At 41.9% G+C, this 23,330-nt stretch carries 20 protein-coding genes; 12 read left to right on the top strand and 8 right to left on the bottom strand.

The window, feature by feature from the left end; genetic code table 11:
* Window positions 1-17: 17 nt before the first annotated feature.
* Together M2470_RS08095 and M2470_RS08090 are read right to left on the bottom strand one after the other, a co-directional pair.
* Window positions 18-332: a hypothetical protein gene (locus M2470_RS08095; protein WP_280744602.1), complete on the bottom strand. Its 315-nt coding sequence runs from the start codon at window positions 330-332 to the stop codon at window positions 18-20.
* Between the two features lie 148 nt (window positions 333-480).
* Entirely contained in the window at window positions 481-2,706 is a 2,226-nt protein-coding gene (locus M2470_RS08090; protein ID WP_280744603.1) for a GH92 family glycosyl hydrolase, read from the bottom strand.
* Between the two features lie 380 nt (window positions 2,707-3,086).
* Between M2470_RS08090 and M2470_RS08085 the strand changes: the two genes are divergently transcribed.
* Window positions 3,087-4,046, top strand: coding sequence for an alpha/beta hydrolase (locus M2470_RS08085; protein ID WP_280744604.1), 960 nt, complete (start codon window positions 3,087-3,089; stop codon window positions 4,044-4,046).
* Between the two features lie 90 nt (window positions 4,047-4,136).
* On the opposite strand, the gene M2470_RS08080 is transcribed toward M2470_RS08085, so the two are convergent.
* From M2470_RS08080 to purN, 5 genes are all read right to left on the bottom strand, one after another.
* Window positions 4,137-5,885: a RagB/SusD family nutrient uptake outer membrane protein gene (locus tag M2470_RS08080; RefSeq protein ID WP_280746471.1), complete on the bottom strand. Its 1,749-nt coding sequence runs from the start codon at window positions 5,883-5,885 to the stop codon at window positions 4,137-4,139.
* A gap of 12 nt (window positions 5,886-5,897) precedes the next feature.
* The gene (locus tag M2470_RS08075) at window positions 5,898-9,095 is read right to left on the bottom strand and encodes a TonB-dependent receptor (RefSeq protein ID WP_280744606.1); all 3,198 of its coding nucleotides are present in this window, start codon (window positions 9,093-9,095) and stop codon (window positions 5,898-5,900) included.
* A gap of 180 nt (window positions 9,096-9,275) precedes the next feature.
* Window positions 9,276-10,451 (bottom strand): FecR domain-containing protein, encoded by a 1,176-nt coding sequence (locus M2470_RS08070; protein ID WP_280744607.1) that lies wholly within the window; start codon window positions 10,449-10,451, stop codon window positions 9,276-9,278.
* Between the two features lie 60 nt (window positions 10,452-10,511).
* Window positions 10,512-11,033 carry an RNA polymerase sigma-70 factor gene (locus M2470_RS08065; protein WP_280744608.1) on the bottom strand — a complete coding sequence of 174 codons (522 nt, stop codon included), beginning with the start codon at window positions 11,031-11,033 and terminating at the stop codon, window positions 10,512-10,514.
* Window positions 11,034-11,383: 350 nt separating this feature from the next.
* Complete coding sequence (gene purN / locus M2470_RS08060; protein WP_280744609.1) at window positions 11,384-11,947, bottom strand: phosphoribosylglycinamide formyltransferase; 564 nt, start codon at window positions 11,945-11,947, stop codon at window positions 11,384-11,386.
* Between the two features lie 154 nt (window positions 11,948-12,101).
* On the opposite strand from purN, the gene M2470_RS08055 reads away from it, so the two are divergent.
* Genes M2470_RS08055 through M2470_RS08035 form a run of 5 tightly spaced genes read left to right on the top strand, consistent with a single transcriptional unit; the run spans window position 12,102 to window position 15,610 of the window.
* Window positions 12,102-12,338 carry an acyl carrier protein gene (locus M2470_RS08055; RefSeq protein ID WP_280744610.1) on the top strand — a complete coding sequence of 79 codons (237 nt, stop codon included), beginning with the start codon at window positions 12,102-12,104 and terminating at the stop codon, window positions 12,336-12,338.
* A 21-nt stretch (window positions 12,339-12,359) separates the two neighbouring features.
* On the top strand, window positions 12,360-13,616 hold the full coding sequence (fabF, locus tag M2470_RS08050) for a beta-ketoacyl-ACP synthase II (RefSeq protein WP_280744611.1): 1,257 nt from the start codon (window positions 12,360-12,362) through the stop codon (window positions 13,614-13,616).
* A 15-nt stretch (window positions 13,617-13,631) separates the two neighbouring features.
* Window positions 13,632-14,465 carry a ribonuclease III gene (gene rnc / locus M2470_RS08045; RefSeq protein ID WP_280744612.1) on the top strand — a complete coding sequence of 278 codons (834 nt, stop codon included), beginning with the start codon at window positions 13,632-13,634 and terminating at the stop codon, window positions 14,463-14,465.
* Window positions 14,466-14,514: 49 nt separating this feature from the next.
* Window positions 14,515-15,006 (top strand): sigma-70 family RNA polymerase sigma factor, encoded by a 492-nt coding sequence (locus M2470_RS08040; RefSeq protein WP_280744694.1) that lies wholly within the window; start codon window positions 14,515-14,517, stop codon window positions 15,004-15,006.
* A gap of 13 nt (window positions 15,007-15,019) precedes the next feature.
* A complete protein-coding gene (locus M2470_RS08035; RefSeq protein ID WP_280744613.1) occupies window positions 15,020-15,610 on the top strand; it encodes a hypothetical protein in 591 nt (196 codons plus the stop codon).
* Between the two features lie 60 nt (window positions 15,611-15,670).
* On the opposite strand, the gene typA is transcribed toward M2470_RS08035, so the two are convergent.
* Window positions 15,671-17,473, bottom strand: coding sequence for a translational GTPase TypA (gene typA, locus M2470_RS08030; RefSeq protein WP_280744614.1), 1,803 nt, complete (start codon window positions 17,471-17,473; stop codon window positions 15,671-15,673).
* A 229-nt stretch (window positions 17,474-17,702) separates the two neighbouring features.
* Between typA and M2470_RS08025 the strand changes: the two genes are divergently transcribed.
* From M2470_RS08025 to M2470_RS08000, 6 genes are all read left to right on the top strand, one after another.
* Complete coding sequence (locus M2470_RS08025; RefSeq protein ID WP_280744615.1) at window positions 17,703-18,644, top strand: ROK family protein; 942 nt, start codon at window positions 17,703-17,705, stop codon at window positions 18,642-18,644.
* A gap of 154 nt (window positions 18,645-18,798) precedes the next feature.
* Complete coding sequence (locus tag M2470_RS08020; protein WP_280744616.1) at window positions 18,799-19,536, top strand: glucosamine-6-phosphate deaminase; 738 nt, start codon at window positions 18,799-18,801, stop codon at window positions 19,534-19,536.
* Window positions 19,537-19,555: 19 nt separating this feature from the next.
* Window positions 19,556-20,875 (top strand): MFS transporter, encoded by a 1,320-nt coding sequence (locus tag M2470_RS08015; protein WP_280744617.1) that lies wholly within the window; start codon window positions 19,556-19,558, stop codon window positions 20,873-20,875.
* Window positions 20,876-20,882: 7 nt separating this feature from the next.
* On the top strand, window positions 20,883-21,356 hold the full coding sequence (locus M2470_RS08010) for a hypothetical protein (protein ID WP_280744618.1): 474 nt from the start codon (window positions 20,883-20,885) through the stop codon (window positions 21,354-21,356).
* Window positions 21,357-21,367: 11 nt separating this feature from the next.
* Window positions 21,368-22,390, top strand: a complete 1,023-nt coding sequence (locus M2470_RS08005) for a glycoside hydrolase family 18 protein (RefSeq protein ID WP_280744619.1) — start codon at window positions 21,368-21,370, stop codon at window positions 22,388-22,390.
* Between the two features lie 7 nt (window positions 22,391-22,397).
* Complete coding sequence (locus M2470_RS08000; protein ID WP_280744620.1) at window positions 22,398-23,300, top strand: ThuA domain-containing protein; 903 nt, start codon at window positions 22,398-22,400, stop codon at window positions 23,298-23,300.
* Window positions 23,301-23,330 lie beyond the last annotated feature (30 nt).

Here is a 23,330-nt window from a genome sequence, read left to right as displayed (position 1 = left end):
ATTTGATGAAGATTACTTTATCCCTTAATCACTCTCCCCTCAGAATCAAAGACTAAACTTCTATGATACGCATGATAACCATTTCCTGCAAAACGGATTTTTACAAAATAATGCCCGTTTCCTTTTCTTTTAGAGATCATGATCGTATAATCGGGATAATGTTTATCCAGGTATTTTATGACTGCTTTCGGCAATTCTTTCGGAGATACATACCCCTTATAATACGTCTGCCCATAGTTCCTTTTATAATGTACATAATCTGTATTTGCATCTGCCATACAGGCGCCATCCAAGGCAAATGCCATCACTACAAATAATACCAATTTTTTCATATTAATAGAATATTTAAAACGATTTATTGGCCAAAAGTAAAGAGGGAATCTGTAGGAATTTTGTATTTCGGAATAAAAAAGGCGTTCTCCGTGACAATTATGGAGAACGCCTTTCATAAAGGAATATCTTATAGGTAATCCCTGATAATTACAGGGGCGAACTACCCATTTCAAACTCTAATGTTCCGCCGGCTTCTATGTCTTTGAAGTCGATATAATACTTATCGTAGGGCTGTCCGTTTAGTTTGATGGCCTGGATATATTTGTTTTGCGTGCTATTGTTGTGAGCAATGATGCGGAAAGTTTTTCCGTCTTTCACGCGGATGGTAGCTTCGTCCATTATCGGGCTACCGAAGATGTACTTACCTCCGGCGGGCTCTACCTGATACATACCCAAAGACGACAGGATATACCAGGCTGACATCTGGCCTACGTCTTCGTTTCCTGAGAGTCCGGCAGGTTGGTCGTTATACATCACGCTCAGTACTTCGCGTACTTTTTCGGCTGTTTTATAAGCCTGTCCTACATACGGATACATGTAGACTACGTGATGGCTCGGCTCGTTTCCGTGGGCATACTGGCCGATCAGTCCGCTGATGTCGGGAGAGGCATGTTCGCCCAAAGAGCCTTCTACGATAAAGAGTGAATCCAGCTTCTCGATAAAGCGTTCTTTGCTTCCGAAAAGTTCTACCAGCCCTTCTATATCGTGAGGCACAAGCCAGGTGTATTGCCAGGCGTTTCCTTCGGTATAATCATTGTCGCGGTGTACAGACTCAAAGGGGTTGAACGGACTACGGAATACGCCTTCCGAAGATAACCCACGCATGAACTGGGTTTCCGGATCGAAATAATGCTTATAAGATTTGCTACGGTTTAGGAAATACTCATAATCTTCAGTCTTACCCATTTGTTTGGCTACCTGGGCTATGCTCCAGTCGGCAATCGCATACTCCATACACTTGGCCAGACCTTCCGGTTCTTTATCGTAAGGGATATAGCCATATTCTCTCATGTATTTCAGGCCTCTTTCGTCCAGCATGGCCGAGTTCTTCATTGCTTCAAAAGCCAGCTCCTTATCGAATCCGCCATATCCTTTCAGGATGGCATCTCCTACTACGGATATACCCGGATTACCTACCATACAGTCGGTTTCGCAACCCATCAGGTGCCATACAGGCAGTTTGCCTTGCTGCTGGTAGATCGTAAGCATCGTATTCATGATATCGCTCATCTTTTCGGGATGGATAATCGACATCAGCGGATGTGCCGCGCGATAGGTATCCCAAAGGGAGAAGGTCGTATAGTTCTTGAATGCTCCGGCTTTATGCATTTGGTTATCTGCTCCGTAATAATCATTGTTTACATCGCAAAACTCAGACGGAGCAATCATCGTATGATACAATGCAGTATAGAACGTCCGCTTTACGCGATTGTCATTTGTTTCAATCAGGATTTTGTTCAGCTCTTCATTCCACGCTTTATCAGCATTTGTGATTGTTTGCTCGAAATTCCAAGCAGGAAGTTCGGCTTGCATATTCAGCTTGGCATTTTCTATGCTTACAGGAGAAAGCGCCACCTTTACGTAAAGTTCTTCCTTGTCTTGTGTACTGAAAAGCGCCTGTCCATACGTTCTTCTGGCTTTCAGACTGTTACCTTCTTTTATCTCGTTCTTTTCCGAAACGATAAATTGCTTCATCGGCTTAGAGAATATCGCGGTAAAGAAAACCCGTTGGTCGTTTGCCCAGCCTTTAGAATAGCGGTAACCGGATATCACCGAATCGTTTTCCTGCACAATATATCCTTCTACAGGAGCATCCCAGGCCTGCCCGTTTTCCAGGTCGATAATTACCTTGGCATCTTCCGAAGCAGGGAAAGTATATTTGTGGAAACCAACCCGTTTGGTGGCTGTCAGCTCTACATCAATATTATACCGGTCAAGGTGCACTCCGTAATAGCCGGCTTTTGTCTTTTCCGTTTTCCTGTCGAACAGGGAAAATATACCTGTGTTATAGTCGTCTGCCTGTCCTCTGTTAAGGTTCACCTCGCCAATGGCAGGCATAAAGTTGATATCCCCCAAATCGCCAATACCTGTTCCGCTCAGGTGCATATGGCTGAAACCTATGATTGTAGAGTCGGATATATGATATCCCGAGCACCAATCCCATGTTTGTGGAATATTGGACGGTCCTACCTGCACCAGTCCGAAGGGCACATTCGCCCCCATAAATACGTGTCCATGATCACCCGTCCCGATGTACGGATCTACATACTGAGTAAGATTGTGAAGTATAGCCTCCTCCTTCTTTGTACTCACGCAAGAATTAAAAACAACAACACTAGCCAAAACCAGAATAAATCCCCTTTTTATAGCCATAAGATATAGTATATTAAATAAGTAAAAATATGCGAGATGCAAAGGTACAGCTTTTTGTACATTCTGCAAATAATCCAAAACAAGTATAGCGTAAACTCTTGTTGCCGGAAATACATACGAAAACACAATAAAAAAGCGACTCTATTGCCTGATTTCAAGCAGATAACACCCAGTATTTCCCCCATTACTTTTTGTTGCCGACAATTGTCGGCAAGCCTGCCGATAGTTATCGGCAATATTGTTGATAATTATCAGCAGAATTGTTGATAGTTATCGGCAACAAATAAAAACAAGCGTTTTTCGGCAAGTACGCCATTCATTTTTCAAGGCATTTGTACTGAAATAAGTATCTTTACGGCGTATCTATAATTATGACGAATATGAAAAAATATGTCTTGACTGCTATCTGCCTTATTCTTACGAATGTATATTTGTTTGCCGGCCTCTCCGTTGCAGACGAAATCAAGAAACAAACCTATATTTATGGTATCAAAGACCGGGATACTTTGCGGCTGGATAAATACGAAATACCCTCTCCGGCGGAAGAAGAGAGAACCTGTGTTATCTTTGTTTTCGGAGGAGGATTTGCCAATGGAGAACGTGATAATGAGTTCAATACTGCCTTTATGCACGAATTGGCAAAAAGCGGCTATGTAGCCATAGCGATTGACTACCGCCTGGGCATGAAGGATGCTTCCAAACAACTGGATGGCAACCCCATGACATTCGTCGGCATGTTGGATAATGCTATCAATATAGCAGTTGAAGACTTATACGATGCCACCCGCTTTGTATTCATGAATGCCGGTGAGTGGAATATCGACAAAAACCGGATCGTAGCCTGCGGATCAAGCGCCGGCGCCATAACCGTTCTGCAGGGTGAATACCTTTGGTGTAACCTGCACGAAGCGGCCAAACGCCTGCCGGATGACTTCTGCTACGGAGGTATTATCGCCTTTGCCGGAGCGATCTTTAGCAATCAGGGAGGGCTCAAGTGGACGGTAAACCCCAGTCCTATTCAGCTATTCCACGGAAATGCAGACAGCAATGTGCCTTACGGCAAACTAGAGATGATGGATTGGGCCGTATACGGCTCACAGCCCATTAGTCAGCAATTAAAGGAGTCTGAACTCCCCTATTACTTCTATGATGTGGAAAATGCCGCCCATGAGATATCCGGTGACCCTATGGTTCAGAACCTGAACGAAATACGCACCTTTATCACCAAGTATGTAGAAAACAAAGAGCCGCTGATGATCCATACCCAAATGAAACAATTAGGCAAACCCGAACTGAAGAAAGAACTTGAATTAATGGACTTTATAAAGGCAAACTATTAATACAAAAGTTTGAAAAAAAACTCCGGTATATCTAAAAGACATACCGGAGAACACAATTAGCACTTGCATTGATCTTAGACCAATGTTTTTTTAATTATATCCTGGATTTTGCTCAATCAAATTATTGCTTCCCATTGCTTGTTCCGGGATTGGAAAACGATTGAAGTGTGCTTTAGCCGGACCATCAGCCGGATGATCCCACCATGATTCAGTCGTATATTTGTCCCAACGAATAAGATCGGTACGACGGCGTCCTTCACCTATAAATTCGACCATCCACTCATCAAGCATACGCCATTCGTCAAGGTTTGAAGCGGTTACCGGATCAGGGTCGCCTTCCGGGAAATATCGTTTGCGTACATCGTTAATCAGGGAAGCAGCCCCACTCTTATCACCTGCACGCAATTTACACTCTGCCAGCATATAATATGCTTCAGCCAAACGAAAAACAGGGATATCCGAATTGCCTCTATATGTTTTCTCGGAAAGCCAAGGTATCGGTGAAAATTTACCTAAACGGACACCTGAATTTTCTTCTCCCCAACGAGCACCTTCTTTACCATGATCGGCTTCAGCTCCTGCCTGTGGAATGATACGGGCTATTTGGTCAACAAGTGTTACCACTTCATCAGGTTTGATTTGGCGGTTTCCACCATGGCACACATTTCCTGTCACAGGATTAACCAATTCGCCAAAATAAAACATGCCGCGCCACTTACCTTCGCCTTCATAAGCATTGAGTTGCTTACGTATATCCTTTTCATGAAATTTAGCAAAAGGACTTCCTAAGCGATAAGTTCCATTGGAACTTGGGTTACTACTACCATACAGATAAGATTTGCCATTTACATCAAGCGAAGGAACCAGGCAATAGCCATTATTGCGGTTGCCTACTTCGCCATTGCCCCAATATTCATTCATACCGTAATGGCCGGAATGGACTCCAACACTACGCTCACTCTGAGCGTAATGACTTGGAACTGTCCATATAATCTCGGTTGAGCGGTCATTATTAAACCCGAAAATATTAGTCCAATCGTCTTCCAGCTTATAAGCACCATATGTGCCATTGATGATTTCCTGACAAAGAGTAGCACAATCAGAGAATCTATCCTGACGAATATACGGTCCGGCATTAAAGTAAAGGCGTGCCAACATAAGAGCAGCTGTTGCCTGATTGATGCTACCGGTTTCCATCGCTCCCAATTCTGTCTTTTTAGGTAATTTGGGCAATGCTTCTTTCAATAATCCTTCGATAAATTCGAATGTTTCCACATCCGAAGCACGTGCCTGAAGTTCGTCATTATTAGAGACATATAGAGGTACTCCGCCGAAAAGATCCAAGCCATGCAAATAGAAGAAAGCAGCCAGTGTTTGAAGTTGCATCAAAATGGCATCCCTGCTACCTTCCGGGAATTTCAATGCCTCGAAATCCACATACTGATCAATGTCATCCTTGGCACTCCAGGTTTGCGCAACTCCCATTGAAAACGCTCTCCACGCATCATTCAAACCAGGCGTTGTAGGAGTAAAATCATGATGATACATACGCAGGTAATTACCTCCATCATACCAGTCATTATAGCGGGAAGGCACAAGCATTTCATCTGTCGTCATCTCCTGAAGGATCACCAAATTAGAATGTGCCTGATGGTCAGCCATCGCCCATGCCCAGTGGGTAAAGGGGCGTCCCATACGTTGATAAACTTTCGATTGAGTGTCGAAAAACATTTCGGGTGTCGATTGTGAGTAATATTCCGGGTCTACACTACATGCCTGAAATAGACCCAAAAACACCATTATTATTACGACTGTTATATATAATTTGCTCTTTTTCATCATTATACGCTTTTAAAAATTCAACTGAAGTCCCAAGGTGTATGTACGTGTTTGGGGATAAATACTGCTTTTCTTTTCGATGCCGGCATCCCAACCGGTGATATCTACTTCTGGGTTCAAACCTTCATATTTCGTTAAAGTAAACATATTATGTCCTGTAAAATACAACTTAATGTTATCTATAAGTGATGTGTATTTTCTCATAGGCAAAGTATACGTCAGCGTGATATTCTGAAGTTTCAGGAAGGTTCCATCCTGGAGGAAATAATCGCAAGGAGCCGGACGTCCGGTGATCTTTGCATTTTTCCCGATTGCATCGTAAAGCATGTTTCCTTGCACAACATTCCGCAATCCGTATTCCAGCTCGATACCATTGTAGATGTCATAATCAATCCAACTTGTAAACGTAGCACTTAAATCCCAATTTTTGTACCCTACGTTATGTGTCCATCCAAGCATAAGTTTCGGGATGTAGCTCTTTTGATATACACGATCATCTACTTTTCCGTCATCCGAGTTAATGACGTTGTTATCCTTGTCGTATATCTGTATTTTTCCGTCATCACTTACGCCGGCATATCGGTAAAGGAAGAAGCTACCCACTTCTACACCTTCTTCAATGCGGTGTGCATATTGTACCCAATTATTGACTCCTTCTCCGTCAATATAGGTCTGATCGCCCCACAGTGAACCGATCGTAGTTTTATTACTACTCAGATTCAATGAAGTACTGTATCGCCAGGTACCCGAACGTACAATATCGGCTCCAAGTTCTATTTCCCATCCCTGGTTTTTCATTGTTCCGATATTTTGATACATGGACGATTCTGTATTAGGGGGTTGAGGAACTTCAACATTATAGATCAGTCCGTCTATCTTACGACGATACCAATCAAACTTACCATAGAGGCGATTATCCAGTACTGAAAAGTCAAGCCCCAGGTTCCACTCGTGTTTTTCTTCCCATCCGAGTCTATCATTCACGTTCTTGGTCACCCCATAAGAATAAGCCCAGGTTCCGTCAGGTAATAGCCAGCGGGTATCGGAACCATACATTCTGGCTGCATAGTCGGCAGAAAAACCTTCATTTCCTGTAACCCCATAGGCTACACGAAGCTTAAGATCATTTATCCATAACATGTCTTCCATGAAATGCTCTCTTGATAATCGCCATCCTCCTGAAAGCGACCAGAAAGTACCCCATCGATTCTTTTGCGCAAACTTACTGGATCCTTCACGGCGTATGGAAGCAGTAGCCATATATTTGTCATCGTAAGAATAACTGATACGCCCGAAGTAAGCCGCCAGACGCTGTGTTATACCCTTACTTGAAGACATTTCCGCTTCACCTTCTTTCAGACGTGATCCTTCTCCAAGATTCCAGAACTTTATAAGATCATTCGTGAAGTTGCCGTTTTTTGCCTTGAAATCTTCATTATTCCGCTCAAAATAGCTATAGCCAGCTACAGCATTGATCATGTGAGGGCCAAAATCGTTGAGGTAAGATAGATAACCATCACTATTAATCAACTCTGTTTTGCTAAATTCCAATTCAGCCCATCCTTTTCTTCCTGCGCGTAATTCTTCACGTGAGAACATGGAGCGATAAAAATGTTTTTCCCATTGCCTGTTTTCATAGGCCAATGTTTGAGAATAAGATAAGCCCTTTATCGGCAGAATATTCAATTTAAGTGACACATCCGGACGGAACCATTTATCTAGTCCTTCATCTGTCTTGAGCGCAGCTTCACCAATCTCGTTCATCTCGGTATTGTCTCCAGTCGTCCAGATATTCCAGCCTGTCTGACTATCGGGGTCGTATACGGCCTGCGTTGGGTTGGCACGCATAATACCTTCAATTGACGGTTTATTTTGATTTCGTTTTGCCTGTCGGTAATTTACGTGTGTGGAGATGTCGAGCCAACCATCAAGTAATTTAAAATCAGCGTTAATACGTCCTGCATAATCCTGACGGTCATCCCCCCGTACTATACCCTTGTTTTCGTCGTACATAACCGACGCAAAGATCCGGGCAGTTTCCATACCTCCCTGTAAGGTTATTGTATGCCGATGAGAAGTAGGATTATCCTTCATAGCTTCGTCCCACCAGTCTGTGTTGTGTCCTTCATCATTCTTTGCTCCTTCGTAAGTCGCGATATAATCGGCGGCATTAAGCAAATCAGGTTTGCCGAATGATTGTTTGAAGAGTACCTCACCGGTATAGCTCAATTTCAATTTACCGGCTTTAGCCTGTTTGGTAGTAATCAGAATTACCCCTCCGGTAGCTCTTGTACCATAGATAGCACCGGCTGAAGCATCCTTCAGTACATCAATAGATTGTATTTCTTCCGGGGCAATCGTACGGATATCACCACCCGGCATACCATCGATCACAATCAACGGCTCTTTGGATGTATTGATAGATGCCATACCACGTAACTGGAAGGTGTTCCCCGAGTTAGGACTTGTCGTGCCCGACATGACCAAACCTCCAACTTTCCCCTGTAAGGCTGTTGCTATGGATGAACCACCTACCCCAACAGGAAGATCGCTTGCCGTTAAAGAAGTAATCGAACTCGTCACTTGTTTCTTTTGCATTGTACCATAACCAACAACAACGACTTCATTCAATGCTTGCGAATCTTCCCGAAGGATAACAGAAAACGTAGTCTGGTTTCGTACCGGTATGCTTTGAGCGATATAGCCGATGTAGGAAATTTCCAACGTTGCGTTTTCTGAGACCGACAAGACAAAGTGTCCGTCCAGATCTGTTATAATCCCATTTGTGGTTCCTTTTTCTACAACATTTGCACCAATCACAGCCTCACCATTTGCATCGGTAACAGTTCCCTTTATCTGTAGTTTGGTTTGTTGAGGAAGAGCATTGGGAATTTCCGGCACCTTTTGTTCTTTTTTTCTGGTTATTAACACATAACGGTCATCAATTCGGTATTCATACATAGTTGGTAATACCTCGTTCAATACTTCAATAATATCGGCATCCTTTAATTGGACACTTACTTTTGTCGAAGTATTCACCAGATCATTACTGTAGAAAAATTCGAATTCGCTCTGCCTGCGAATGACATCAAAAACCTCTTCCAATTTCGCATTGTTGAGGTTCAATTCTAAGGAAGTGTGTTGTGCATAAGTGAGTCCGGCCCACATTAAATTTGTACCAAGTAGCACACACAAAAGGGTTAATTTCATAACACGTAGTAGCTTTCGACAATTCGGTAATGGAATTGCGTGTTTAGGTTCACTTTTTTTCATACTTTTGAAAAGTTTAAATGAATAGTTAGTATTTGATTCACTATGAAAAATGAGAACATTTGTTTAAACACTCATAAGGCTGTCCGAAGGGCTCAAAATCGGACAGCCTTTTTTGGCTTAATACAAAATAATGTCCTCTCCTTCGTTTTTATATTTTACATTTGTTACAGATTGTATTTGATTTAAAAAATAATCCAAGGAGCGTACTTTTTCAATGCTTCCGGAAAACCGCATGGATTGGATTGCTGGATCTTTATAAGTAATCTCGAAATCATACCATCTTTGCAATTGAGTGAATATCTCCCCTAATGGTTGGTTCCGGAAAACCAATTCACCTTTCACCCAAGCTGTATAAAGATCTGTATTCACTTTACGAATAGATATTTTCCGGGAAGCTTTATTTATGGTAAGGTTGTTTTCAGGTTCTAACAAATAGGTTTCCATATCGTCCGGTAAATGCACTTGTACACTTCCCTCAACTAAAGTTGTATGTACTGAAAGATTTTCCTGATAGGCATTGACATTAAAAGAAGTTCCTAATACTTCAATATCCATCACCGGAGTCTTAACTATAAATGGCTTTTCCTGTTTTTGCACTTCAAAATAAGCCTCTCCGGTCAATTCCACCTGGCGGACATCGTCATTAAAATGGCTGGGGAAAACTAAGTGAGTTTCTGAGTTGAGAAAAACCTTCGATCCATCAGCAAGCAACAGCTCGTATTCGCCGCCTTTCGGGACATAGATTGTATGTTGCTCCACTTTCTTCTCTTGTAATTTAGTTGGTTTGAAACTAACAACTCCTTCACTTTTATTTGAGATAATCGTACCATCCGTATTTTTAAGTTCAAAACTCTCTGATAGGTTAATAACCTTTCCCTGTGAAGAAAGAAGGAAGGCTTTCTTGGTTCCCGGATCAAGGACATTATTTTCTATCTCAGCATATTCGATTTGCTCCGGTACAGAATTATTTATCACTAAAAAATAGCCCGCCAGACCGACGAAAATAATCGCTAAGAAAGAAGCGGTATACCTGAGCCAATTTTGCTGATAAAAAGGAACCTTTTTTCTGTTGTTCAGACCCAGGATATCCGACATATTATTAAAAGCTTTCTCTTTATCAAAAGCAAGAGTTGCAATCTTTTCTTTTCCCTTTAACTGCAAATAGAGCTTTCTGTTTTCCCCGTCCTCTTCTAACCAACGCTGAAAAGACGGATCATTCTCTGAAACCTCTCCGCTCAATACGTTTAAGAGTAGCTCCCATCCGGGAATATTATTTTTTCCGATTTCCAGCATTTAATTATTAATTTATCTAGTAACACATCATTACATGAAAAGTATTATCCACACTTAGATTTACCCTATTTTTTCCTTCAATATCCTATATGCTTTTGACACCTGCACCTTTACTGTATTTACAGATATACCTAAAAGATCAGCTACTTCCGTATATTTTTTCTTTTCCAGTGTCGCCATAACAAAAATCTTTTTACACCGGTCGGGCAGTTCGTCAATCGCTTTTAACAGTAAACGCTTCAATTCCTGCAGATCTTCGTCCTCCACGTCCATATCCATCAGATCTATAGTAATTTCATATCCAGAGATAAAACGCTCATTGTCGCGGATGTAATTTAGGGAAGCATTGTACATCGCCCGATAAGCATAAGCGGCAAAAGAAGGATAAAAAAAGAGTGTTTTCCGTTTTTCCCAATAACGCACAAAAAAATCCTGGACAATATCTTCTGCTGCTTGTGAATTCTTTGTTATCTTGTATGACCAGAGATAAAATCTGTCGCCATACAGATAAAACAATTTTTTGAAAGCTTTTTCATTACCCCTCCGCACTTGTTCAAGAAGTATCTGTTCCTTGTTTTTCATATAATAACGGATGTGTTTTTTCAGACCACAGTAGCGTTAAAAGAAAAACACAGAAGAAATAAAATAGTATTATACGAATTTAGATTTTAACGTTTTTTTGTTTTCAAAAGTAAAAAATGTAGTCAATACTCAAAATTTCAGTGCGCTTCGTTATTCCATAATAGACATTGTATAATTTATTGAAACTCTTGATTAACGTATACAAACATTGCAGCGTTCTTGAAAATAAAACACTTCGATTTATTTGAAAGTATACATACTTCTTGAAGAAAGTATTAATACTTTTTCGGAAAAGTATGCATACTTTTCTTTAACAAAATTTTATTATTGTAATTTAGCCCTATTCTTTATTAAAGGAAAATCTTTTCTATTACCTGAGGATAATGCTCATACTCTAAGGCATGTACTTTGGTGGCTACCTCTTCCGGCGTATCGTTTGGTAAAACAGGGCAGGAGGCCTGAAAGATAACGGCGCCTTCGTCGTACTCTTCATTTATATAATGTATGGTGATGCCGGTTTCCTTCTCTCCTGCAGCCACCACTGCTTCGTGTACGTGCATGCCGTACATTCCTTTTCCTCCGTATTTGGGTAATAGTGCCGGATGGATATTGATGATCTGATTCGGAAAGGCTTTTAACAGTACATCGGAGATTTTATTCATGAATCCGGCCAACACGATAAAATCGGCATGATATTCTGCCAATTTAGCAATAATGGGAGCTCCATCGGCAAATTCATCGCGTGTAAAAACAAAGGAAGGGACACCCAGGCGGTTTACCCGCTCATGCACTCCTACTTTCCGGTTGTTAGAGAATACAACTACTACCCGAATATTTTCATTATTAGCGAAATAGCGGATAATATTTTCTGCGTTTGTTCCCGATCCGGAAGCGAAAATAGCAATATTTTTCATTTTCAATTACAGTTTAAATGCACAAGAAAAGAATTTCTGTGCAGCTTTTTCGCATTTTTAGGTACATATATTTGTTTTGTAACATAAAAAATGCTTTTCTTTGCACTGCAAATTTAAAAAGTATATTCTATTTATTAATCTAAATTGAAAAGTTATGTCTGAAATTGCGTCTAGAGTAAAGGCTATTATCGTTGATAAATTGAGCGTTGAAGAAACTGAAGTTACAAACGAAGCAAGCTTTACTAATGATTTAGGAGCAGACTCTCTTGATACTGTAGAGTTGATTATGGAATTCGAAAAAGAATTCGGCATCTCAATTCCTGATGATCAAGCAGAAAAGATTACAACAGTAGGCGACGCTATCGCTTATATTGAAGCTAATGCGAAGTAATTTCCCCTTTTATTTCTACGTATGGAATTAAAAAGAGTTGTAGTAACAGGTCTTGGAGCTATTACTCCGCTTGGTAACACCCTCTCAGCAACCTGGGAGGGTCTTATCAATGGAAAAACTGGAGCCGGACCTATTACTCAGTTTAACGCTGAAAAATTTAAAACACATTTTGCCTGCGAGGTAAAAGATTTTGATCCTCTGCAAGTGATGGATCGGAAAGAAGCTCGCAAATGTGATCGTTATACATTATTAGCATTAGGTGCTGCTAAAGAAGCAATTGCCGATTCGGCACTGGATGTTGAGAAAGAAAATCTGGACCGTATCGGGGTGATTTTTTCATCCGGTATTGGTGGTATTAAAACGTTTGAAGATGAAGTAAAAGGATACGACGAGGAAAGAGGTCCGCGCTTTAATCCTTTCTTTATTCCTAAAATGATCTCTGATATAGCTGCCGGTCAGATCTCTATGATGTATGGCTTCAGAGGCCCTAACTTCGCAACCGTTTCGGCTTGCGCCTCATCAACCAATGCTATTTCTGATGCCTTCAATTATATCCGCTTAGGTAAAGCAAACGCTATTGTTACCGGTGGTGCAGAAGCTGCGGTTTCCGCAGCAGGTATTGGTGGATTCAATGCCATGAATGCTTTGTCTACTCGTAATGAATCTCCGGAGACAGCTTCACGTCCGTTCAGTAAAAGTCGCGACGGGTTTGTACTGGGAGAAGGTTCTGCCTGTTTGGTATTGGAAGAAATGGAGCATGCCCTGGCAAGAGGTGCTAAAATCTATTGCGAGGTAGTAGGTACCGGTATGTCAGCCGACGCGTATCACCTGACAGCTTCTCATCCCGAAGGTTTAGGAGCTAAACTGGTTATGAGAAACGCACTGGAAGATGCTGAAATGAAACCTGAAGAGATAGACTACATTAACGTACACGGAACATCTACCCCTGTTGGTGATATTTCTGAAGTTAAAGCTATCACTGATGTGTTTGGAAAACATGCTTATAACTTAAACATAAGTTCTACAAAATCAATGACCGGACACCTACTGGGAGCAGCCGGAGCATTGGAAACAATAGCCTGTATATTGGCTGTAAAAGAAGGAATCATTCCTCCTACAATCAATCATGAAGAAGGGGACGATGATCCTGAAATTGATTACAACTTGAACTTTACGTTTAACAAAGCACAAAAGAGAGACATTAATGCAGCATTGTCCAACACGTTTGGATTCGGAGGGCATAATGCAAGTGTTATTGTTAAGAAATTTGTGAGATAATATAGACAGTTAAAAGTGTTTACACGTTTATATAAGAAAATAAGGCTCCTTCAAAACAGAGGTAAGGAGCCTTATTTGTCTTTATATAAGATATTGGGCTTTTATCCGAATGACCTGTCGCTATACGAACAGGCCTTTCTGCATAAGTCTTCTTCCATTGAATCCGGTGATGGAAGATACCTGAATAACGAACGGCTGGAGTTTCTGGGAGATGCCATCCTCGATGCTATTATTGCAGATATACTGTATAAGCATTTTCAAAACAAACGGGAGGGTTTCCTGACCAACACACGCTCGAAAATCGTACAACGGGAACAACTGAACCGGATAGCCGTTAAACTGGGACTTCATAAGATGATCGTTTACTCGGCAAAACTCAATTCACACAACAACCACCTGTATGGTAATGCCTTGGAAGCATTGATTGGTGCCATATACCTGGATCAGGGCTATCGCAAATGCTTCAAATTTGTAGAGAACAGGATTATCGACAAGTATATAGACATTGATGCCATCGCCCGTAAGGAAGTAAACTTCAAGTCCAGCCTGATAGAGTGGAGCCAGAAGAACAAGCTGGAAATCTCCTTCGACCTGATCGAATCATTTATGGACAATGACGGAAACCCCGTCTTCCAAACCTGTGTAACTTTATTTGAGCACCAGATAGGTATCGGAATTGGTTACTCCAAGAAAGAATCACAACAAAACGCCGCCAAAATGGCTGTCAAAAAGCTACGCACAGACAAAGAATTCCAACGAATTATCTCCGACCTGAAAAAGAAACAAAGCGGAGAAAGCACCGAAGACCACGAATTCGAAGAACTGCCTGAAGATATAAATCAGGAATAAGTTGCCATTTTTTTCACTTCTGTTCGTCTAATAAATAAAAGAGCAGATGATGGGACACACAGATGATATAAAGGAGGCTTTCCTGCAGATGGTTCAGGAAAATGAACGACTCATTTACAAGGTATGTTCATTCTATGTATCGGAAGAATATCCGATGGCCGACTTATACCAGGATGTAATATGCAATTTGTGGACTGGCTTCCCGAAATTCAGAAGCGAAAGCAGTTTTTCCACCTGGATATACCGTATTGCTTTAAACACATGCATTTCCGGCTTGCGGAAAGTCATGAAAAAGCCAGAAAGTATCCCTGTTTCTGCCTTGCAGGAAGTACTTGTCGAGCCGGAAAACATCAGTGAACAACTCAAAGAAATGTATCGTCTGATCCATCAGTTAAAAACGATGGAACGAGCCATTGTTTTGCTCTATCTCGAAGAGAAATCATATCAAGAAATTGCTGATATAACAGGATTAACAGTAAGTAATGTGGCCACAAAACTGAAACGATCCAAACAGAAATTAAGAGAAATGTCGAATCGTTAAAACATTACATGTTATGGAATTGGAAGAATTGAAAAACAACTGGTCATCACTGGAAGAGCAACTGAAAAAGCAAAGCATATTGAATGAAAAACTGATACGGGAGATCAGGCAAACCAAATCAGGTCCGCTCAGTCGTCTGATAAACTATGGTTATTTCGGAATCGTTACATGTATATTGTGCATTTTTTTCCTTATATATGCATATAACCTACAGTATTTTGGGTTATTTAAAACCACGATATTCATACTTGGTATCTTATTGGGATTTGCATGTATTATTATAGGGATTTATAACATATCACACCTGAAGAAAATTGATTTCACTAAAAATGTAAGTGAAAATATAAGACTAGTACAACTCTACAAGATCAGATGGAAGAAGCAAACTACAGTTATATGTATCTTCGTCACTATTATCTTTATAATGGCAATTATCGCTTGTCTGCTATCCCCAAATATGGAGAACTGGCGCTGGATTGTTATCGGATCTGCAATACCATTAGGCGTAATTCTGGGATATCTCGAATACAAAAAGATGTATAAAAAGAATACAAATGCCATTCTCCAAAGCCTGGAAGAATTAAAGGAATTGGAGGAGGAGTAATGTCAAAAGAATCTGTGCAAATTGGCATTTACATAGCCGAATTTGCACAGATATTTTAGGTTATACGTTCTTGCTTTGGCGCTTCCTTTCGTTTTCGTCGAGGAGTATTTTGCGCATGCGCATGTAGTGGGGGGTGATCTCTACGTATTCGTCTATTTTGATGTATTCAAGGGCATCTTCAAGGCTGAATACGATTGGGGGAGCTAGGGCTACTTTATCGTCTGATCCGGAAGCTCGCATATTGGTGAGCTTCTTTGATTTCGTGACGTTTACTACCAGATCTCCTTCTTTTGTATGTTCTCCTACTACTTGTCCGGCATATACTTCGTCTTGCGGCGAGATAAAGAAGCGGCCTCTTGATTGCAGGTTGTTTAGTGCATAAGCAAAGGCGGTTCCGGTTTCCATGGCAATGATGGAGCCGTTTACCCGACGTTCGATCTCTCCTTTCCAGGGTTGGTATTCCAGGAAGCGGTGGGCGATGATTGCTTCACCGGCCGAAGCGGTCAATACTGCATTGTTCAAGCCGATAATACCACGTGAAGGGATGGAAAACTCAAGGAACATACGTTCGTTCTTGCTCTCCATCATCGTCATCTCGCCTTTGCGGCGGGTTACGATATCTATGATGCGGCTGGATGATTCCTCCGGCAGGTTGATCGTCAGTTGTTCTACCGGTTCACACTTTACTCCGTTTATTTCTTTGATAATAACCTGTGGCTGACCTACCTGTAATTCATAGCCTTCGCGACGCATCGTTTCAACCAGTACAGAGAGGTGAAGTACACCTCTTCCGAAAACCAGCCATGAATCGGCTGAATTAGTAGGTTCTACCCGTAGCGCCAGGTTCTTATCCAGCTCTTTCTGCAAACGGTCGAAGATATGACGGGATGTTACGAATTTTCCATCCTTGCCGAAGAAAGGTGAGTTATTGATGGTAAACAACATCGACATGGTAGGCTCATCAATCGCAATCGTAGGCAGGGGTTCCGGATTATTTACGTCACAGACTGTTTCACCAATCTCAAAACCTTCAATCCCGATCAGGGCACAGATATCGCCCGATCTTACAGAGGAAACTTTGGTACGGCCCAAACCTTCAAAGACATCCACTTCCTTAATCTTGGACTTTACCATCGAACCATCTCGCTTGCAGAGCATAATGTCTTGTCCCTCTTGCAATTCTCCACGATGGACACGCCCTACGGCAATACGTCCTACGTACTTGGAATAGTCCAAAGAAGTGATAAGCAACTGAGGGGTACCTTCCAGCACTTCCGGCTCCGGGATATGTTCTATGATGGCATCCAGCAAGGGGAATATATTATCGGTGGGCGTTTTCCAGTCATCCGACATCCAGCCTTGCTTAGCAGAGCCATATATCGTGGGAAAATCTAATTGATCCTCACTAGCATCCAGATTGAACATAAGGTCGAAAACCATTTCCTGAACTTCCGACGGACGACAATTCGGTTTATCTACTTTGTTAATAACAACAATGGGTTTTAATCCTATCTGAATGGCTTTCTGCAATACAAAACGTGTTTGCGGCATCGGGCCTTCAAAGGCATCAACCAACAGCAGGCATCCGTCTGCCATATTCAATACACGTTCCACTTCACCGCCAAAGTCAGCGTGACCCGGAGTGTCAATAATATTTATCTTACAATCTTTATATTGAATCGATACGTTTTTTGCCAAAATGGTGATCCCTCTTTCACGTTCGAGGTCATTGCTGTCTAAGAATTGGTCTAAATCGTCTTGTCCTTCCCTAAAAAGCTTCCCAGCTAATAACATTTTATCTACAAGGGTTGTCTTCCCATGATCTACGTGTGCGATAATCGCGATATTCCTAATTTTTTGCATTGAGACTAATTTTACGGCTGCAAAGGTACGATTTTTATAAGTAGCAGTGAATAATTACAAGCCTAAATATGCGGCAATTATCAATTAAAACACAGTGGAAAACGTGTTTTTGTACTCAAAATAACAACCATCAAACCTTTTTTGTCATTTATCAAACCTCTCATCTATAGATTATGGATATCATTGCAGCAGGAACAACAACAACTAATAAACAAGAGTAATACAGAATATGGAAACTTATTTAGGCATTGACCTGGGAGGAACTAAATTGCTGATAGGAGAAGTGGACAGTAGCGGAAATATACTTAAATACAAAAAGTATGATTCCGGATATTTTAATCAGCAATCTGCCCTGGATATCATAAAAACATCACTGGACAACTACATACAGACAGTAGGCTGGACAGACAAGAAACCTCTTGGAATGGGCGTTGGCCTTATCGGCCGGGTAGATCCTGAAAAAGGCATTTGGCTACAGATTGATCCAAGCCGTACCCAACCTATCCCCTTGGCTCAGGAATTGTTTGACCTATACGGTATTCCCTGCCATATAGACAATGATGTAAAAAGCGCCACACGGGCAGAGCGTCACTTTGGATTCGGGCAACTATCCAGAAACTTTATTTATATAAATGTAGGAACAGGGATTGCTGCCGGCTTCGTTATTAATGGCAGGCAAATACGGGGAAGTCACTTCAATGCAGGCGAAGTAGGACATACGCAGGTTGGAGTAAATATCGGGGTACGTTGCGGTTGTGGACGGATGGATTGCGTAGAACAGATTGCTGCCGGCATAGGATTTGACAGCTGCGCCCGCCTGCTAAAACCACGATTTGAAACCAATTTGTTTATTTCTGAAAACCCCGGTGAGCGGGTGAACATAAAAGAAGTGTTTGATTTAAGCAAAAAAGGAGATCCTCTTTGCGTTGAATTAGTGGAAAATGCTTCCCTTGCACTTGCCAATCTGATCATGAACCTGGTACGGGTAAGTGACCCGGATACTGTTGTATTGGGAGGAGGCCTTGTTTCCGATGGCTATATCCACACAAAAATTCTTGAAAAGCTGAATGCTAATACTATCCGCTTTGTAAAGAATGGGGTAGTTATCACCAAATTGAATCCTGATTTTATCGGTTTGATTGGAGCAGGAGCCGTAGCAATGAATGTGTAATTTTACACTAAGCGCAAGCCGGAAAAAATTGCACACATGCGTTTCAAAAAAAGTACGCATGCGATTTCAAAAACACATGCATGCGTTTTGAGAAAAGGATGCATGCGTTTTGAACTACACATTAATCCATTGAATTATAAAACGATAACTAAACATGAAAATTACTGTAACGATCAATGAACAAGCATTTGATAATGTAGCCGCCTGGCGCATTATCGGTGAGATTTTAAACAAGCCAAAAGCTGTAATCGGCCTTTCCACAGGTCAGACAACACACAATATGCACGTGTTGATCAGCCGTATATATCAGGAAAACCCTTTTGATATATCGCAAACCACATTCTTTGGAGTAGATGAAGTGACCAATGTTCCCAGAGAATATAAAGGGGCTTGTTATACCATGCTGAAAGACCAGTTAATAGACACTTTAGGAGTGAAAGACAACTATTTTATCATGCCTCCTACACTATCCGATGACTTTACAAAAGAATGCAAACTATTTCAGGATCAACTGAAAGAACGGGGCGGAATCGACCTACAGGTATTAGGACTGGGTACCAATGGCCATCTGGGCTTTAATCAGCCGAGAACTCCTTTTGAACGTGAAACATGGCTCTCTAAAATGGACGAAGTATTGGAAGCCCGTATCCGGAAAGAGACTAATACACCGGACAACAAAGAACTGGGAGGAATAACCCTCGGCATCCGGAATATCATGCAGGCACGCAAGATTCTGTTAGTAGCCAAAGGCAAATCAAAGGCTGAAATTGTACAGAAAATGCTTGAAGGGCCGATCACCACTGACGTTCCGGCATCCATCCTGCAACTCCATCCTAATTGCGAATTCCTGCTCGACCAAGAGGCGGCAAGCCTTTTGTCTATTGAACATTGATCATTGAAAACTAAATACCATGACACAGCAAGAAAAACAAATCAATTATGTGGGACCATTTATCACGATGGTATTCCTGTTCTTTATTGTTGGCTTTCTAACTACTGCCAATACTCAATTCCAAGGTCCTCTGAAAGAAGCCTTTCTGGCTGGAGTAGGTGATCTGAAAAACACCTTTGCTACCTTGATTACCTTCTCCTGGTTTTTGGCCTATCCACTTTGTGGCGGGATAGGATCGTCTTGGACTACTAAGGTTGGATACAAGGGAACGCTGATCCGCTCCTTGTTTATTATGATCGTCGGGCTTGGCCTTTTCTACCTTTCATCCTGGTTTACTGTGAAGTTTCCGGGGGCGAACTTACATCTGGGAGAGAATACAATTCCTACAGGTTTCTTTATTTTCCTATTAGGTTCGTTTGTGGTAGGGGCATCAGCTACGATTCTTCAGGTGGTAATAAACCCATACCTGACAGCCTGTTATGTAAAAGGAACTCAACCCATACAGCGGCTTGCCATCGGAGGATCGGCCAATTCTATCGGTACCACGATTGCTCCTTTCTTTGTAACCGGTATTGTTTTTGGCGGACTGGCAATGGAAGAAGTGCAAGTGAGTCAGTTAATGATACCTTTCTTATCTCTTATGGCTATTATCGGGCTGGTAGTTGTCATCTTATACCGCCTGTCTTTGCCGGATATACAGGGAACTAAAGCCGAAGTAGGCGAGAAACTGGAAAAGAGTGTCTGGTCTTTCAGCCATCTTACTTTGGGGGTTATTGCTATCTTCTTTTATGTAGGGGTGGAGGTCTGCATCGGTGCCAACATAAACTTATATGCCATTGAAATGGAAAAGGTTAACGGAGCGTTTTCTTTCTTCGGAAACAGTTCCTTAACGTTGTTTGGTATCAACTTTGCTATACCTGCCTTGATGGCTACATTATACTGGGGCGGTATGCTTATCGGCCGTTTGGTAGGCAGTTCGTTAAGTACTGTACCTCCACGCGTACAGTTGATCGTAACTACTGTTTCGGCTACTATCCTTACATTGTTAGCTATCGGCATGAATAACCCTTGGTTGCTGACGGCTGTAGGCTTGTTCCATTCAATTATGTGGGGAGCTATCTTTACCTTATCTGTTGCCAAATTAGGCAAATATACTTCCGTTGCCTCCGGGGTATTTATGATAGGCGTAGTAGGCGGTGCCATCCTGCCATTATTGCAAGGTATGCTTGCAGACGCATTAGATGGATGGAGATGGTCTTGGTTTATCGTCATATTCGGAGAACTGTTCATGTTGTATTACGCTCTGATCGGTTCAAGAGTACGTCAATCTGCAGAATAATAATGATATGAAGAAAGCGTTATTAAGCATTCTGTTAGCCGTAACCTCCATTTCAGCCTGGGGACAATATCAGGTAAGTGAGGCACGCACATGGGATCGGTTTCCTCCCGAAGCACAGGAAGGAGGGTTCGGCGTACATGCTTCGCAAGTCGTACAGATGGATGACGATCCGGCATTGGAAGAAGTATTTCTGTTTTGCAGAGATAAAGGACATTATCCGTATTTCGACATCTTCAGGGTGTATTACGTAATTGTAGATTACTATACCAAAGAGATGAAATACAAGTCTGATATTGTGCTGACTACCGAACGGGAACTAAAACTGGAAGATCGTAATCAGGACGGGAAACAAGAGTTATACCGTAAGTACTTCAAAGAAGATAAATTCTCTGTCGACAAAGAAGGAAATCGCCTGCAGGTTACCTGGGCATACGACTGTATCGAGTATAACAGTAAAGAAGGAAAAATCATTCATAAATAAACTATAGTAAAATGAAAAACATATTAATAGCTCTGGCTTTTATCGGGATTTGTTTGTCTTGTACAGGCAGCAAAAAAACAGAAGCAAGCCCAAGCAATGGTAAAGTAGTGGTAGCTTATGTAACCTCTTGGGAAGACTATATGCCTAACCCAAACGTTGTTACCCATATCAATTATGCTTTCGGGCATGTAAACGATCGTTTCGACGGAGTACGCATTGCTAATGAAGAACGATTGAGAAAAATAGTCGCTTTGAAACAAAAAGCTCCACACTTGAAAGTACTGGTCTCCATTGGCGGCTGGGGAAGCGGACGATTCAGTGAAATGGCAGCAGATGAAGCGCTTCGTAAGAGTTTTGCAAAGGACTGCCAACGCATCGTAAAGGAGTTTAACCTGGATGGGATTGATATCGATTGGGAATATCCTACACAAGATATGGCTAACATATCGGCCTCTCCCGATGACACGGAAAACTATACATTATTGATGCGTGACATTCGCGAAGCTATCGGTAAAAATAAACTACTTACACAGGCAACTGTAGCCAGTGCCGAGTATATGGACCACAAGGCATTAGACGCATACCTTGATTTCACCAACATAATGGCTTATGATATGGGAAATCCTCCTTACCATCATTCAGCCCTTTATCGTTCCGACAAAGTGGACAGACGTTGTGCCGACGAAGCTGTAAAAGCGCATTTGGCAGCAGGCATACCCAAGCATAAATTAGTGATGGGAATGCCGATATACGGTCGGGCGATAGATGGTTTCCAACGTCCGGCAGACCTCACAAAAGCACACGAAATGGAAGGATATACCGCCCATTGGGATTCGGATGCTTTGGTTCCTTACCTGACCGACGCGAACGGCAATATGGTTTTCTGTTACGAAAACCCCGAATCTCTTACCCTCAAATGCAAATACATTCTCGACCAGGATTTGCTGGGAGGTATGTACTGGGAATATGGAGGTGATAATGAAAACGGCGACCTGACACGCTTGGTGTACGAAAGCATTGTTAAGGCTAAGTAAAAGAGTTATGAAAAGGTATCTATGTATCATCGCGTCATTCGTTCTTTTATGTACAAGCCTGTCGGCTCAAAAGAAGATCAATACGCTACTTATCACTTGCGAAGGAGGGAGTCACTGGCTGCTGGGCGGTAGTGAGGCTATCAAGCAAATATTGGAAAACAGCAACTTGTTTACTGTTGATTTGATGGTCGCTCCTTCGCAGGATAGTGAATGGGCTTCGTTCTCTCCCGACTTCAAAAAATACAACTTAGTTGTACTTAATTATGACGGGAAAACCTGGCCGGAGCAAACACTCACTAATTTCGATAAATATATCTCCGGAGGCGGAGGGTTGGTAGTTGTCCATTCTTCGGTTATTCCCATGAGGGATTGGGCGCCTTATAATGAGATGATCGGCTTAGGCGCCTGGGGAAATCGAAACGAACAAGATGGCCCCTATCTGTATTGGAAAAACGGACGGTATGTATATGATTATTCACCCGGCGCAGGAGGCCATCACGGATTACAACATTCTTTTACCGTTACACATCGTAATCCTGAACATCCCATATTAAAAGGGCTACCCAACGTTTGGCAACATTTCAAAGATGAGCTATATGTGAAGCTGAGGGGACCTGCTAAAAACATGGAGGTTCTGGCTACTGCTACCGATGAACCGGATAAGCATGAACCCATACTCTGGACCGTTAATTACGGCAAAGGAAAGGTATTCGTCACCTTATTGGGGCATGCCGGTAATGACCCGGAACTCCGCTATGCAATGGACTGTACGGGATTTCAGGTAACCTTGCTGAGAGGTGCCGAATGGGCAGCAACCGGACAGGTAACCCAAGAAGCCCCGAAAGACTTTCCAAGCGAAGGAGTCGTCACACTAAGGAAAGAATACAAAGCTCCGTTCCACGCATACTAAAAATCATATTACAGTCTTTGAATAATCAAT

Source organism: Parabacteroides sp. PH5-46 (genome assembly GCF_029892785.1).
Taxonomy (GTDB): domain Bacteria; phylum Bacteroidota; class Bacteroidia; order Bacteroidales; family Tannerellaceae; genus DFXE01.
This window is presented reverse-complemented; position numbering and strand designations above follow the sequence as displayed.